Consider the following 16,081-nt stretch of genomic DNA (forward strand, 5'->3'; position numbering starts at 1 on the left):
GGGCAGCAAGCCAATGCCGTCCCTGGTATTGCTCAGCTATGGGGCCCCAGTTCGCCAACTTCCGAACCGGTATAGGATGCTCCGTATAGCTCCTCGTACAATTTAATATTAGCCCTTGCTCCGAATAGTTTTTGTACGTGTCTCAGCCCTGTGCTGGATTTTTCCATCATCTGTTCCGGTTGCTGGAGCGCATCCGCGATAACCTTTGCATAACCCTCTGGTGAATGATCCTCCACCAGCCATCCACAGCGGCCATCGGCCAGAACCTCGGAAATACCTCCGACCCGATGGGCTACGATGGGGATTTTCAGTGCCAGGGCTTCGAGCAGGACCATGGGTAGGCCTTCGTGATCCGATGGCATGACGAGTACGTCGAGGTCCTTTAAAACGCCGAGCACGGGCTGAACAAATCCGTGGAACTCCAGGCGGTCGGTGATTTTCAGCTCAGAGGCGAGTTGTCGCAGATCCGATTCAAGGGGGCCGGTGCCTACTACGATGCCCGAGCAGCTGATCCCTTTCTGGTGCAGGAGGGCGATGGTTCGAAGAAAGATATCACCGCGCTTGACCGGAACCAGGCGTCCAACCAGGCCAATGCTGGGACGCGAGCGATGGTTTCGGCGTTGCTCAGGGGGTTGCTGACGGATTTGGTCGACGTCAACAAAGTTGAATATTTTTTGGACCTGGCCCGGAAACCTTGGCGTGAGCACTGCTTCGAGCTGGGAAGACACCGCCACGACGGCCTGTTGCATGTTCCTGCCCAAAAATAGGTCGGCCTGGTGAATCAGCCATTTCAGAGGCTGGCTCGGGGAGGCCGGGGTTTCAGGATTCCCGTGAACGGTTCTGATAGAGCGGGGAACCCTGGCCAGCACTTTTGCAATAATACCCAGCACATTTTCCTTGAAGCCGTGGGTATGCAGCACGGTGGTGTTGTGTCGGCGACAGTGGGAGCGAATGATGCCTATCATCTGCGGTGGGGTGAGTGCCGTTTCGTCCGCTACATCAATATCTACGCCGAGTTCGCGAAGCTTTTGGCTCAGCATGCCGTCATTGAACGTGACGGCCGTCACCTCAACCTTCGCAGACTCCATTAAGGCTTTGCAGAGGTTGTAAACCTGAACTTCGGCTCCCGCCCACAGATCGCCAGATATCACCTGCGTGACCACGGTCTTCGAGTGATGGCTGTTCACAGCAGACCGCGCCCAATTGTTGACAGCAGAGACCGGGAATTGCCGCTGTTGCCATCGTGCAAATTGAAGCGGTGCAAGTCATAGCGGTTGCGGTTCGAGCGGTTCCATCCCGTTTTCGTTGTACAGGCAGCCTGGTAGATCCTCCGCACCAATTGTTCTCCGTCCGTGGTGATATCGCCGTTGGGATAGCAAAATATGGGAACAACCCCTTGCGGCAGGGTATGTAAATCATTCAGGCAGCCACTGATTTCCTCTTCAAGGGCTGCCTGGCTGTCGAGTCGGTTCAGGCGATAATGGTGACGCGTGTGAGCGCCAAACCTGATGAGTCCGTCAGACGCCATTTCATTAACCTCTTCCTCGGAGAGGATAGAGCGACGTTCAGGGGCAAAAGCCGATAACAGGCCTGATTCTGCCATGGTTCTGAGATTTCGAAGGATAGTCCGGTCATCGAGTTGTTTTAGACGGACAATGACCTCGTCTGCAGCCTCGAGCGTCAGGGGCGTTCCCGATGGATGGCCCTCGGGTAGATACGGTGCCAGCCACTGGAACTCGGGCTTATCGGCTTGCTGATGACCGGTGGTGAGCAGTCTCAGTACCTGCTCCGGCCAGAAGGTCTCCGTTGTGTCGAGAAGCCGTGTCACCAGGAAAATCGTTGCGGGAATCCGATGTTTTTTCAGCACCGGATACGCGTGCTGGAAGTTGTCCTGCCAACCGTCATCGAAGGTAAAGGCCACGGACAAGCGAGGGAGCCGCTGCTGCTGGTTTCTTTTGCTGAGCCACTCGTCGAGGTGAATGGGTACGGCCCCGATCGATTTCATCAAATTGATGTGGCGCTGCAAAGCCTGAGGATCGGTAACCATACCGGGTTGCTCGAACTTTCGTTCGGGATCGTTTGGCGGCAGAACCCTGTGATAGGTCAGGATAATTAGCGCAGGCTGGGAAGACAGTTTGATTCGAAGCCAGGCCATCGAGGCGAGCACTGCCGTGGCACAATACTTCAATCCAGCGCGTAGATGGGCCAAGACCATGCCTCCTTGATAGTCCTGATGGCTTTGTTTGATTGTAGCTTTCCTGCCGCTGGTATCCATGAATCCGTGCGGTTGGCGATGAAATTTTCCTGATTCTAGTTCCGGGAAAGGCGCTTTTCATCGGAAGCCGTGAGGGAATAGCCGATGACCAACGGCTCCAAATGATGGTGTGACCGCACCTGTTTCTGGCCCAAAATGCCGCGTAAGGCTACGAGCCGATAGATTTTTTGGGGATAAGCGGATCAAAGTGCTGGTTACGTCTCATTTCTGGTCTATATTTGCAGTGTTCGGTCTTTAATAGGCCTTCGGCACATTGCGCGTCTATTGGAAGTGTCCGCAGTAACCGGGTAGAACCTTTCACATGGACGGTCGGTTATGACGGTGATTCTGTTTTGGTTGGCACTCTTTGGCGTGGTGTTCAGCTATTTCTTATACCCTCTAATTCTTTCGATTATTCCTAAGCGCAAAGACCGGTTCTCAGTCGACCCTAATGCCCCTCTGCCCAAGGTTTCGCTCATTGTGACCGCTCACAATGAGGAACTCAGAATTCGCGCCAAGATCGAAAACTGCCTGCAGCTTGATTACCCGGATATGGAAATCATTGTCGCGTCGGATGCGTCTACGGACTCAACCGACGATATCGTCAGGGAATACGCGTCCGAACAGGTCTTTCTGGCTCGCGCCGAGGAAAGGAAAGGTAAGGAGCATGCCCAACTCCAGGCCATCATGCGGGCGAGCGGCGACATTCTTATCTTCTCGGACGTGGCGACAACCATTCCCGAGGACGGCATTCGCAATCTCGTACGGTACTTCGAGAATCCAAGGATCGGTGCGGTCTCCAGTGAGGATCGTTTTATCAGTCGTGATGGCCAGGTTGTGGGAGAGGGCGCTTATGTTCGCTACGAGATGTGGTTGCGCAGCCTTGAATCTCAACGGGATGGAATCGTAGGGCTGTCTGGATCATTTTTTGCGGCCCGTCGAGCAGTTTGCGAGGACGACTGGGATATTTTTTCGCCAAGTGATTTCAACACCGCCCTGAGTTGTGCTCGAAACGGACTTGTTGCGGTTACCGCACCGGATGTTCTGGGTTTCTATCAGGATGTGAGCGATGCGTCCAAGGAGTATCAGAGGAAGATCAGAACGGTGATCCGGGGGCTGACCGCCCTGAGCCGGCATCCAGAGGTTCTGAACCCGTTTAAATACGGAGTGTTCGCGTTCCAGGTTTTTAGCCACAAACTGATGCGTTGGGCGGTTCCCTGGTTCCAGATACTTTTATTTGTCACGTCCGTTGCCTTGGCCAGTTCCGGCTCGTTCTATTTTTTGGTGCTCCTCGGTCAGCTTGGTTTTTACGCCTTGGTTTGTATCGGCCGACTGATGCCCAGTGTCCGGCAACTGGCGCTGGTAAAAATCCCGTACTTCTTCGTTCAGGTAAATATCGCTATAGCACATGCAACGGTGTCGTTTCTCAGTGGAAAGCGCATGACGGTTTGGACACCGTCAAGGCGCTGAGAGCCAGGGAGGGACTAGCGGATGTTGAATAAGCTCAGACCTGTAGGTAGTCACGTGCCACGCCCACAACCGACGGAAAAAACCTTCAGGTATCCCTGGGCGACCAACGACTACCGCACTGAATTCCTCGAGAGTGGCACACACGCCCTTTCACTGGCCATTGCCATGGCTATCGAAAACAAACAGGTCAGTTCCGTTCCCGAGGTCATTCTGCCAGCCTATGGGTGCCCTGATCTTGTCGCCGCGGTTCTGGCACAGGGTGCAAAACCAGTGCTTGTGGATCTTTTGCCGGATACTGCTCAGCTTGATGATGCGCAGGTTCGCCACGCCATCAGTCCCGCCTGTGTCGCCGTCATTGCTGTGGGCTTTCTTGGTATACCCGAACGACTGGATGTGTTGTCTGAGATATGCCGGCAGCATGACATTTTCCTCATCGAAGATGCGGCTCAGTGTTTCCCGCCTTCGGGCAGTAACGCCGCTCTGGCGGATGCGATCGTGCTGAGCTTCGGTCGTGGAAAACCGATCAACCTGATGGGTGGAGGCGCACTGATTTATCGAAACGACCTCCAGCAGCATGCAAAGAAGGTCTTTGACGGCGTTCCCTTTGTCCACAGATCGGTAGGATTTGTCTGGAAGATTAAGCGGTTACTTTTTAACTGGATGATGGGCCGTACGCCCTACTGGTTTGTTGAAAAGGTTCCATTCCTCCATATAGGCGAGACACGCTTCCAGGAATGTCGCGGTATTCGACGAGCCGTCATGCCAGCGGGGTTGGTGGCGGCAGGTATTCGTGAGTTTTATTGGCGACCTTGTGTGAGCGAGGAATACCGCAAGGCATTAAGCGATCTGCGGGGCAGCGGTTGGCGTTTTCTCAAATCTGATGGCATGGATCCCAGGCGTTCCAAGCTGAGGTTCGCCGTATTGGCACCCAGCAGCGCTGTCCGAGAGGAGGCAGAGTTGGTACTGAATCGCGCCGGAGTAGGGGTCAGCAATTTCTATGGCGGAATTCTGCCAGAGCTGGACGGCATGGAAGGTCTCTTTGACCACAAAAACTTCCCGGTGGCGAAGGACTTTTCGTCAAGGTTACTGACACTCCCATGCCACGAGGACGTTCGTCAGAGCGACATTCACAAGATTGCGCGGATCATGAAAGAGCTGTATCTGGTCGAATGGCCGCGTGGGGCGGATCGCGCCTCTTAGAATCTGTTTCGGATGTCTACTCAACCGTACGGGTTTTCGGTTCCGAATACTCACCCGCCAGTCCGTCAGTGTCTATCGCCCTGATCTTGAACTGCCACTCGCCGGCATTCAGATCTCTGACGAAATACGAGTTTTTGCCATCGGCATCGATAGTTTCAGTGGTTTCAGCCGCCGCCTCAGGGGATAGCTTTATCGCGTCTGCGACGACATACCCATCGGCATCGTTGTTAATTCGGACGACCACCCGGCCGTCACTGGAAGTGAACGTGCCAATTTCCTGCCACGAACCGCCGTTACTGCGCTGATCCACCGATGAACGCTCCGTTGTTTCATTGCCTGCGCTATCAGTGTAGGTGTATTCGTAGGTTGCGTTTGAGGCCCTCAATCCAGATGACACCCAGTGGGCAAAGAGGGTATAGGTCACTCCGTTCGCAAGCTCTGAGGCTGACCACTCCGCAACAACCTCACCAGTGCCCGGATCCATCAGAAAGTAATCGGATCCAATGAACCCCTCATAGCCCGAGGAGCTTCTGCCTCCGCCATAGGCAACAAAAGCCTGGGCGTCATTGTCCACAATGGTTTCTTGGCCTGAAGATGCGGTGCTGGCTGGTCGATAGGAGAGTTCGTACTGCGCGATGTCACTTTCAGCTAATGCGCTGCCATCTGTGCGTTGGGTGGGGGTAGTCCAGGTAAGAAAAACGCCCTGCACACCGGGAGCACTGGCGCTGTCGTTCGGGTCTGTGCCTGCGGCATATTCCTGTTCGTTGGTGTATCCATCCTGGTCGGGATCCTCTGTCGAATCATCCGCGGTTGGATTCAGTCCGCTTTCGACCTCGTACCCGTCAGGGCTTCCGTCGCCATCCGTATCGAGCATGATCGGGCTGGTAAGAGCCAGGAATTCATCCAGATTGGACAGGCCATCGCCGTCCGAGTCTTGCCCAGCGTCCGATGGGTCGTTGGGATCAAGCCCGTACTGAAGTTCCCATTCATCGCTCATGCCGTCGCCATCGGAATCTCCAGTGGGCTCGGCTTCATCACCTGCGAACCCGAGCTCCTGGAACATGACAGCATCGGCAACGACCCAGCCGTCCGCATCATCATTGATGGTAACCCGGCCTGTCAGGGTGGACATTTTGTAAGTGCCGAGCTTGAACCACTCCCCGCCATTCTGTGTCTGGTCGATGACCACCGTTTCCGTGACAAGGTTGTTGTTCTGATCGAGGTGATGGACGGTGTACTTGACGTTTGAGCCCCGTCTCGGTGTCGAGGTCCATTTAACGAATACATCAAACTGTCGAATGATATTGAGGTTCCAGGTCGCTGTGTTTGTGCCCGTGCCGGGGCTCACGATCAGATAGTCGCTTCCCTGATATCCAGAAATAGAGTCTGAGATGCGCCAGTCCCCGTCCGAGAAAAAGCCAATGTCCTCCCGGTCGATCACATGCTCCGGAAAACCGCTTGCGGTGGGTTCGAACTCCTCAAGGTCCTCCGGCATCTGTGTTGCACAACCGACGACGAAGGAGCTTGATATAGACAGAAGCAAAAGATTCTTATTCCTGGCCATTTGAAGAGCCTCGTAACGGTTTGATCTGGGCAGGTAACGAGAACATCGAAAGCATGGCACATGAGGCCAATAAAGCACTTGGTGCTTTAGGTTTTCTGCTTTTATAAAACGGGCGTTGATAAGCAAAAAGCATTTGAAATGCTCAAGCTGTTAGGACGGAAGGGGCCTGTCGCAAAACCGAGGCTATCCGCATGGCCGGTGAATCGTCTTCGGCTTACGAACGCTCATTCCTTTGCTTGATGGGCTTTGCGTGTCCGGTCAACCTGCGATGATCGCTGGGGCGTTTTAGCCTTGTCCTCATCGGGACTTCAACAGCCCGATAGGTCCAGTGCGAGGTAGCGACCACCATCCCGATGATGAGAAACAGCGTGACCCACTGGCCCCCAAGGTTTAGCAAACCAACGATTGGCTTCCCGGTAAAGAAAATGGCCGTGTCGCGGATGATATCGAGAAACAGCCAGTGGATCAGATAGATGGAATAGGATATCTGGCCCAGATAATGGAGCCAGGGATGATGGAGGATATGCGGCGCGTTGTTTGGAACCCGGGATGCGCAGAGCGTTAACCAGGCGAAGCCCGCGACAGCCACGACATCGGGGAGGCCCAGATGCAGCATCGTCAGGTTCAACACCAACACTGGTAAAACCAGATTCGCCGAGCCGATGAGCTTGAGGCGATCTTGCCGGAAGCATTTGAAAACGAGTATGCCCAGTACAGCGCCGGACAAACAGCGAAACAGCATCGGCCAGCCCGCGAACAGCAGGCCCAAATCACCAAAGTAGAGCTCAATGAGCACCAGGGGAATAAATGCAATAAATGCCAGCACTAGTTGGCTTCGGAGCGTCAGGCCCGCCATCCCCGCGATGACCGCTGGAATGATGAAATAGATGATCCACTCGGCGCTGATTGACCAGGAGGGCTCATTCCAGTAAGCCTCCCAGTGAAACGTTTGAACCAACAGGATATTGGTTATGAGGCTTTCAATACTCTGATTGCCGGTGAACGGTGTCCCCAGCTTTCCACTGCCCTCGACATTCAGGGTATGCAAGGCCCACTGAATGCCCTCAAACGCCACGAACAGGCTTAACGTAAAAAGATGGAGGGGATAAATTCGTGCAAAGCGTGATCGTATGAACTGCCGATAACGGGCAGCGGATACGCCATCACAGAATTGGTTGTCGTACACATAGGCCAGGACAAAGCCACTGAGGATGAAGAACAAATCGACCCACAGGTAGGAGTTTAAAAAAAGCTTGGTGGGAATGGATGCTCCTATGTCGACAAAAGTGACATACATGCCGTGGTGGAAAACCACAAAAAGTGCAGCGATGCCGCGGAGGGACGTGAGTGCTTTAAGCTCCCCCCAGGTGGTCATGGCCCATGGGAAACCGGGGAATCCAGCTCTCTTGGAGCCTGATGCGACTCGAGTTTCCTTGACGTTGATTTAACCCAAGCCGCGATCGCCTCTACAACCGTCTGCCGATCCGCCGGCTCGGAGAGGATGTGACTCGCCAGGGGCTGGTGAATAATTTTGAGGTTGTCTTTAAAAGGCACCGAGCTGAAGCAGTCCAGGAACTGCGTTTCGTACTTGTAGTGCTCATTCCCCATGAACACGTACAGCATTTGAAGGTTCCGGAGATTCAGCTGCTCAAGCCCCTTGGCGACGTCCTCTTTTGGCGGGTAACTCGCGAAATCTGGTACCTCAAAAAACTGTTCGTCAATGCCGGACAGCTCAGCGCCTCTCTTGATTTTGAAGAGACCCAGTTTGCGCAGTAAAAATTTAATCCAACGCCCAGGAGAGCTAAGTCGGCGCGAGTAGTGAAGCAGGTAGCTCTTGGGCGTCATGTAGCAGTACCCGTCCAATTGCACCGTCGCTGAAACCCTCGGATCTTCAAGAGCGGTTCGATAGGCAGCAAACGCCCCGGAGCACAGACCATAAAGAATGAAACGGTCGTATTGCTTCCAGCTGCTGAGGTGGTCCATCACTTCCTGCACCTCCTCGACGGCAGCCTGCTCGGCGGTGAGCGTGCCTCGCCGGGCTTCACTATCCCCAATACCCGAGAAATCAAAGCGAAACGTGCTCAGGCCTGATGTTTGCGCAATGGCTCTGGCCAACGTTACCGTCAGCCGGCACGATCCGACACGGTGAATGACGCCCGAATTGAGAAGAATGACGGCCGTTCTGGAGTCCGTCATATCAGCGGAAGATGGCTCACAGAAAATGCCAACCAGTGGCCTTTCGTGCCCGACCGTGACTACCTGTTCACGCATAATGGCTCATCTTCTGATGGGTCATGGTACTGAAATAGCGCGAGATGGCGTCGATGACGGGCTTCGGCCATAGGATTCCACCTACATGATCGACGTAATTCCAGTCGTGTGGCGCTGGCGCAAGCTCCGAGTGGAAGGTTTGGCGTTGCCCAAGATGTTGTTGAATGCTGGCAAAGTCGTCGGATTCATGGGACACGAACTGGGCAATAGGCGAGGTTACGTCCGACGTTGTTTCGTTCAGCCTGAGTCTGGCCAGCGACTCCTGGAAAAGCTTGGGCATACAAAAGCCGTTGAAATGAATGGTTCCGTCTTGCTCGAGAATTTTGGAACGACTGCCAAAGTGTTGGGCCCGTTCGATGACGGATTTGATTTCCTCAATGTACCCGTCACCATCAATGATGGGATCCCACAAAATTAACCGTGAAATGTCCTCATTTTCTGCGGCCGCTTTCGCCGCCAGAAGCCCGCCTAATCGAAGCCCGACCACCGCTACCCTGGAAACCGAGGCGATGTCGCGTAATTCCTGAATTGCATGGCCAATGTCGTCAATCCAGTCTTGCGATGTTACCCCCGTCAGATCGCCCGCGGAATCTCCCGTACCACGGTAATCAAAGCGGAGCACCGGGTAACCCAGCTCGGCAAGATTAATGGCCAGCCGGCGAATGGACTTATGGGCCCTTAAATACTCCTGCCCAAACGGGTTGCATAGTACAACCCCTTCGTCCTGAAAGTTGGTGTGCCTGGGGTGAAATGCACCAAAAAGGTAGCTTTTTGATGGTCCGAAAAAGAACGCTTCCAATCGACTCTCCTGGCATTCGCTCATCCTGAACGGAGGTTTGACAGACCTCTCTCACTGTCATGATAGTTGATTAAATCACGGGTTAAGAACCGAAAAGCCGTTTGAATACGGTTTTTCCCACTTTCTTCGTCTTCTTGTCGTCTGGTTTTTGAGCGGCTGTTTCATCCACACGAGCCCTCTGGTCAACCAGGTTAGCCAGCTGCTCAAGGGTATTTACCCACAAGTCCTGAGGCATGAGACTGACCCCAAACCTCTGTTCGATCGAAACGATAACCTTCAGTGCCAGCAGAGAGTGCCCGCCGACGTCGAGGAACTGGTCCTCAACCGAGATCTGCTCTCGTTTCAACAGGGTCTTCCAGATTTCAATCAGTTTTTGCTCCGTTGGGGTGGGTGGTCGAACCGGCTTACGTGTCTCCACCGCCCCATGGGTTTGGGATAGGGATTTACGATCGACCTTGCCAGAAGCCAGCAGTGGTAGGGCCTGATGCGCAACGAACTGCTGAGGAATCATGTAATCCGGCAAGAAATTCCGCAGGTGTTTGCGAAGCTCGCTGCCTGTTGGCTGGTGCTCGTCACGATAAACAACGTGTGCGCAGAGCCGGTGGTCGTCGACACCGAGCGTCTGAACAACGACAGCCGCGTCGGCCACATCCGGGTGTGCCCTCAGCTGGATCTCAATTTCCTCGAGCTCAATGCGATAGCCTCGGATTTTCACCTGATTATCGAGGCGATCGCCGAATTCTACCTGGCCATCCTTGGTCCATCTGGCGAAATCGCCAGTACGATAGAGCCGTCGTCCATCGGGAAAGGGGACGAAGCGTTCTGCCGTCTGCTCGGGGTTTCCGCGGTAGCCCTCGGCGAGGCCCTGTCCACCAATCCACAGTTCTCCGTACACGCCCGGAGGTAATGGGTTTCTATCGTCGTCGAGAACGTAAAGCTGGGTATTCGCCAGTGGACGGCCAATCAACACCCGTGGGGCCGCTTGTTCACTGGGGCGGTCAACCCGGTAGCAACTTGTCCAGACAGTTGCCTCAGTAGGGCCGTACATGTTCCAGAGTTCTATGCCGCTGTGAACCAGGGCTGAGGCCAGATCAGCGGGGAGCTTTTCGCCGCCGACCAGTCCCTTCAGGCCCGCCGTGGTTTTGAGCCCGGCATTGAGCAGTATTCTCCATGTCGCGGGCGTAGCCTGCAGCACGGTTATCGAATGCTGTTCAAGCAGTGCGGTTAACTGGTGCGGATCTTTGTTCTGCGTGCCGGAGGCAATGATCACGGTTGCTCCAACGCTCAAAGGCAAAAACAGCTCCAGAATGGAGATATCAAACGCCGGGGTGGTGATCGCCAGCAAACGATCCTCCGCCGCCAGTCCGGGGTCCTTCGCAACCGCTTTCAAGAAGTTGTGCAGCGCGCCATGACTGATCTCAACACCTTTGGGAACCCCCGTGGAACCGGAAGTAAAGATCACGTAGGCCAGTTGTTCGGGACTCACTGAGAGTGGGATATCCTCACTGCTCTGTTGCGTAATGCGTTGCTCATCCTGATCAATCAGCAGCGTCATTCCCTCATGGGCGTTGATCGCGCTGCCAAAGCCTGACGTGGTGATCAGGTGCTGAGCACCTGCGACCGCCAGGATGGCTCTGATACGCTCTGCAGGGAATAGCGCATCGAGCGGAACATAGGCTGCCCCCAGCTTCCAAAGAGCAATGATAGTGAGCGGGAGATCCACCGTCCGGTCCAGTAGAATCGCGACAATATCTCCGCGAGCAATGCCCTGGGCAGCAAAATGTCGTGCCAGTTTATTGGCTCTCTCATTGAGCTGAAGATAGGTGAGGCTTTGCTGAGCATCGATGCATCCAGTCTCTGTCGGGCGTGCTGACACCTGATGGCCAAGCTGCGATAAAAAGCCATTGTCAAATGGCCACTCGATGCGGTTGTCGTTCCAGCGTTCAATCCAGCGCTGCTCTTCCTGAGATGCGCTTACAATCAGGTCAAAGACGTCCTGCTGTTCCTGAAGAGCCTTTACGCTCTCCTGAAAGCCGGACACGAACTGTTCGACGGTCTCGCGTTCAAACAGTTCGACCGGGTATTCGAAGCCGCACTGGATTCCGGCACTGTGACGTTTGAACCAGACATCCAGGTCGGTCTCTACACCTACACGGTCAAGGTTGATCTGGGACCGCTGGATGCCATCCATTTCATCCTGTCTGTTTCGTACGTCCTGGTAGTTAAACAAGGTCTGCGCGATCGGATTTCGGGAAGGATCGCGTTGAGGATTGACGGTGCGGACCAGCAGATCGAAGGGGACGAATTGATGGTCCATGGCCTCCAGAATGGTTTCTTTTACGTGGCGCACCAGGCTGCTGAATGACCGGACCCCGGAAAGCCTGAACCGGCAAACCATTACATTGATCATCGGCCCCATGACGCCTTTAAGCTCGTCTTGATGGCGACCATAAACCGGCACATTGATGACGATTTCGTTTTGCCGGCTGTAACGGTGCAGCATGAGCACATACAGAGACATGATGACCATGAACAGGGTTGTTTGATTGCTCGCAGCCAGCGCCTCCAGTTTCTCGACGCTGGTTTGCTCAATATCAAACTTGATACCCTGTGATCGGTGCGGCTGCTGGTCCGGCCTGTCGAAATCCGTAGGCAGATTCAGAACCGGCAAGTCTCCCGCAAGTTTTCCCCTCCAGTAGTCCAGGTGCTCCTCCATGACGTCACTCTGAAGCCAGCTTCGTTGCCAGAACGCGAAATCCTTGAACTGATAATTCAGTTCCGGAAGGGGATTGGCTTGCCCTTTGGCATAGGCGTTATAGAGGGTACATAGCTCTTTCAACAGCAGATCAAACGACCAGCCATCGAAAACCAGATGGTGGATCATGAAGAACAGCACGTGGTCTTGGGAGTCCATCCTGATCAGCGAGGCTTTGAATAGCGGTCCCGCAGAAACGTCAAAAGGCTCGGCTACTTCGGCCTCGAGAGCCGCTTCCAAGGTGTGGATATCACTGGCACCGTAGTCTGAAACCGGTTTCGGTGTCAGATCAATCCTCCGGTCGGCATTGATGACCAGCTGTACTTCACCATCGATTTCCCGAAAGTTGGCCCTGAGTATTTCATGGCGTAAGAGAATGGTATTCAGCGCTTGATCTAGGGCGGCTGTATCGAGGTCACCGGAGAATCGGAACACGGCCGGCAGGTTGAAAGCGTAGGAATCGGGTACGATTTTTTCATACAAATACCAAACCTGTTGTTGGGGAATGGCGTACACCGGCTCATTGCTTGGATGTTTGCAAATGGGGGGCATGTCCTCGCCGTTTTGACGCTCTGTTTCGATCAGGCGCGACAACGAGCGAACGGTCGGTGCTTCAAACAGTTTTCCGAGCCCTAATCTCACTCCGTACTTGCTTTTCACCTGAGCCAGCATCTGTGTGCCAAGCAGGGAATGCCCTCCGAGGTCGAAGAAATTGGCGGTGACGCTGAGATTGGAGACCCCTAAAACGTTGCTCCAGATGTCGCTGAGTTCTTGCTCCAGTCGCGATTCCGGCGCCTCGAACTCCTCAGCCTGAGGCAGGTTCAAGTCAGGGGCAGGCAGAGCCTTGCGATCCACTTTTCCGCTGGAGGTTAGCGGCATTTCCTGCAGCTGCACGAAATGTTGCGGCAACATGTAGTCGGGAAGGTGCGCTTTGATGTGCGTTTTCAGCGCGGCAAGATGCTCATCCAGGGGCCGGTCAGAAATGATGTAGGCAACCAGTCTCTGATCGTTCTTGCGGTCTTCCCGGGCCAACACGGCGCATTGGGATATCGCTGGATAGCGCAGAATGACGGATTCAATTTCCCCCAGCTCGATTCGCAGGCCTCTGAGTTTGACCTGAAAATCATTCCGGCCGATGTATTCAAGGGCACCATCGGAGCGCATCTTGACGAGATCACCGGTTCGGTAGGCGGTTGCGGCGTCACTGTAGAACGGGTCCCTGATAAACCGCTCGGCGGTCATTTCCGGACGGTTGATGTAGCCCCTGGCCACCTGAACACCGGCGATCAAAAGCTCTCCAATCAGGCCCGGCCCAACCAGTTGCATCTGATCATTGACGACATACAGACGGGTGTTCGGCGGCGCCTTTCCCATCGGGACCGTGTGTGGATTCGATTCCTGACCACAACGCCACAAACTGGCGTGCACCGCTGCCTCTGTGGGGCCGTAAAGGTTCCAGCATTCGGCGTCAGGAAAGGACGTGCTGATCCGCTGCTCAAGTTCGGTGCTCACCGCCTCACCAGCCAGAATCAGGCGGCGCAGGCTGGGGCACTGAGCCTGGCTGCAGGCATTCAGGAACATATACGCCATGGAGGGCACAAAATGCATGTGTGAGATCTGATGCTGATTGATCAGGTCCACCATGTAGTTGGGATCTTTGTGACCACCGGGCCGGGCGATGACGAGTTTGCTGCCGCACATCAGGGGCAGGAAAAGCTCACAGAGCGAAACGTCGAACGTATAGGGTGTTTTCAGCATCACAGCATCGGCATCCCCGAGTGGGAAAGTCTCCTTCAACCACAGCATGTGGTTGCAAATGGAGCGGTGCTCGAGCATGACGCCCTTCGGTGTGCCGGTAGAGCCCGAGGTGTAAATGACATAAGCAAGCTGGGTAGCCGTGAATGTCACCTTCGGGCGATGGCTATCGTAGCGCTCAAAGTCCACATCCTGACCATCCAGCCGGACCGGTTTGGCACCTTCCGGTACGCGATTGGCGAGGTGACTCTGGGTGAGTACGAATTCCGACTGCACTTCATTGACGATAAAGGCCAGGCGATCGTGAGGGTGCTCTGGATCCAGAGGCAGGTAAGCGGCCCCGGATTTCAGCACGCCATTGATTGCTATCAGCATCTCGAAGGAACGATCCATCAGGATTGGAACGATCGTTTCAGATGATGCGCCCTGTTCCATCAACCAGTGCGCAAGCTGATTTGCCCTGGTCTCCAGCTCGCTATAGGTGAGGCTGTCTTCACCGAAAACCAGCGCGGTGCGTTCGGGGAACTGGTCCGCCGTTGCCTCCACCAGGCCATGCAGGCTGGTGTTTTCAAGTTCATAGTTGCGGTGCCCCAGACGCCATTGTTCCTGATACAGAGCACGATCCTCGTCCCTCAGCAGATCATGCGCCCGGATGGAGGCTTCCGGATCCGCCAGAACGCTTCGCATCAGAATCAGAAGCTCATCCATCCGACGGTCCATGGTCTCCGTGTTCCAGAGCTGGAGGTTGTGGGTGCACTCCATGACGGCGGACTGGTCGGAAAGCGTTATATTCAGGTTCAGGTCAAAGTTCTCGAAGGCCCTGGGGTTGGAGTCGAAAGCGGCTTCCAGCCCGGCAAACTCGAAATCGGATTCGTTGGCCTGATCCACGTTGAAAATCACGGACACCAGGGGCGGTTTGGAAGGATCTCTTTCCACTCCCAGGGTCTGTAACAAGGTGCCGTAGGTCAGGTACTGGTTGTCAAACGCCTCCAGCATGGCTTGCTGGGTTTTGCGCAAGAGAGACGTGAACGTATCCGACTCGGACACACTGATGTACAAAGGAATGATATTGACGCAGTGCCCGACAAGACTGTGCTCTTCCTTGGCCATCTGGCCTGAGAACGGAATACCAAGAACGATGTCCTCGGAGCCGGAAATACGGTGGAGATAGGCGACGAAGGCCGCCATCAGGGTCGTGGTGATGGTGCTGGCGTTGCGAGCCGCCAGCCCTCTCATGTCACTCAGTAAAGCCAGTGGCAGATCTTTATCCAGGCGAAAGGCATCGAAGGTACGACTGACAGGCCGAGGGCGATCGTAGGGCAGATCGAGGGCCGGGATTCCTTTGGCGAACCGGTGAGTCCAGTAAGCCAGGCTCTGCTCCCGGAGCGGGCGCATGTCTTCACCGCGTTCCCAGTCTGCGTAAGCGCTGAAAAGTGGCGCAGGCTCCAGCTCCGTTGCGCTCGTATGACCGGACGCCTGACTGTACAGTGCCCCCAGTTCACTGGCCAGAATGTACAGTGACCAACCATCGCAAACCGAGTGGTGCAGCGTCAGCAACACTTTGGTTTCTGATGCTTTGCATTGAAGGATATCAAACCTGGCCAGGGGGCCGTTGAACAGGTCGAAAGGGTCTGTGACGGCGCTGCGGAACAGCTGCTCGATCCGGCGTTCGGCTTCGTTTGGGGCGAGCGATGCTAAATCGTGCGATTCAATGGGGGCAGGGCGGTCACGGTAAACCACCATTTCCTCGCCATCGTTACTGAAGCATCCACGAACGGACTGGTGGCGCAGCCACAGTTGATTCAGGGCTTGATGGAGCGCGGCCTGCTGAACGCTGCCCCGAAGCGTAATAAAGACAGATTCATTGAACGCCGCGCTGGCACCCTCGCCAAACTGGGCTGCAAGCCAGACCTCCCGCTGGGACTCGGTGCTTTCAATGGTGCACTCCAGCTCCCCGAACTCAAAGGGATCGTGGCGATCAGCAAAACCGAAAACGGCACTGTTCATAGGTGC

The 16,081-nt window shown here is 54.9% G+C and carries 9 protein-coding genes; 2 read left to right on the top strand and 7 right to left on the bottom strand.

Annotated features, from left to right (window positions below; all coding sequences use genetic code 11):
• Positions 1–32: 32 nt before the first annotated feature.
• Entirely contained in the window at positions 33–1,088 is a 1,056-nt protein-coding gene (locus tag LPB19_RS10740) for a glycosyltransferase (protein WP_206642903.1), read from the bottom strand.
• Between the two features lie 95 nt (positions 1,089–1,183).
• Positions 1,184–2,275, bottom strand: a complete 1,092-nt coding sequence (locus LPB19_RS10745; RefSeq protein ID WP_228289094.1) for a polysaccharide deacetylase family protein — start codon at positions 2,273–2,275, stop codon at positions 1,184–1,186.
• 315 nt (positions 2,276–2,590) lie between these two features.
• Between LPB19_RS10745 and LPB19_RS10750 the strand changes: the two genes are divergently transcribed.
• A complete protein-coding gene (locus tag LPB19_RS10750; protein ID WP_206642904.1) occupies positions 2,591–3,724 on the top strand; it encodes a glycosyltransferase family 2 protein in 1,134 nt (377 codons plus the stop codon).
• Positions 3,725–3,778: 54 nt separating this feature from the next.
• Positions 3,779–4,924, top strand: coding sequence for an aminotransferase class V-fold PLP-dependent enzyme (locus LPB19_RS10755; protein ID WP_206642905.1), 1,146 nt, complete (start codon positions 3,779–3,781; stop codon positions 4,922–4,924).
• Positions 4,925–4,940: 16 nt separating this feature from the next.
• On the opposite strand, the gene LPB19_RS10760 is transcribed toward LPB19_RS10755, so the two are convergent.
• From LPB19_RS10760 to LPB19_RS10780, 5 genes are all read right to left on the bottom strand, one after another.
• The gene (locus LPB19_RS10760) at positions 4,941–6,488 is read right to left on the bottom strand and encodes a golvesin C-terminal-like domain-containing protein (protein ID WP_206642906.1); all 1,548 of its coding nucleotides are present in this window, start codon (positions 6,486–6,488) and stop codon (positions 4,941–4,943) included.
• Positions 6,489–6,702: 214 nt separating this feature from the next.
• On the bottom strand, positions 6,703–7,863 hold the full coding sequence (locus tag LPB19_RS10765; RefSeq protein WP_206642907.1) for an acyltransferase family protein: 1,161 nt from the start codon (positions 7,861–7,863) through the stop codon (positions 6,703–6,705).
• Positions 7,860–8,759 (bottom strand): serine aminopeptidase domain-containing protein, encoded by a 900-nt coding sequence (locus LPB19_RS10770; RefSeq protein WP_206642908.1) that lies wholly within the window; start codon positions 8,757–8,759, stop codon positions 7,860–7,862. Before LPB19_RS10770 ends, LPB19_RS10765 begins: the two co-directional genes overlap by 4 nt.
• On the bottom strand, positions 8,752–9,558 hold the full coding sequence (locus LPB19_RS10775) for an alpha/beta fold hydrolase (RefSeq protein ID WP_206642909.1): 807 nt from the start codon (positions 9,556–9,558) through the stop codon (positions 8,752–8,754). The genes LPB19_RS10770 and LPB19_RS10775 overlap by 8 nt, the downstream gene beginning before the upstream one ends.
• Positions 9,559–9,640: 82 nt before the next feature.
• Complete coding sequence (locus LPB19_RS10780; protein WP_206642910.1) at positions 9,641–16,075, bottom strand: non-ribosomal peptide synthetase; 6,435 nt, start codon at positions 16,073–16,075, stop codon at positions 9,641–9,643.
• Positions 16,076–16,081: the final 6 nt, after the last annotated feature.

Source organism: Marinobacter salinisoli (genome assembly GCF_017301335.1).
Taxonomy (GTDB): Bacteria; Pseudomonadota; Gammaproteobacteria; order Pseudomonadales; family Oleiphilaceae; genus Marinobacter; species Marinobacter salinisoli.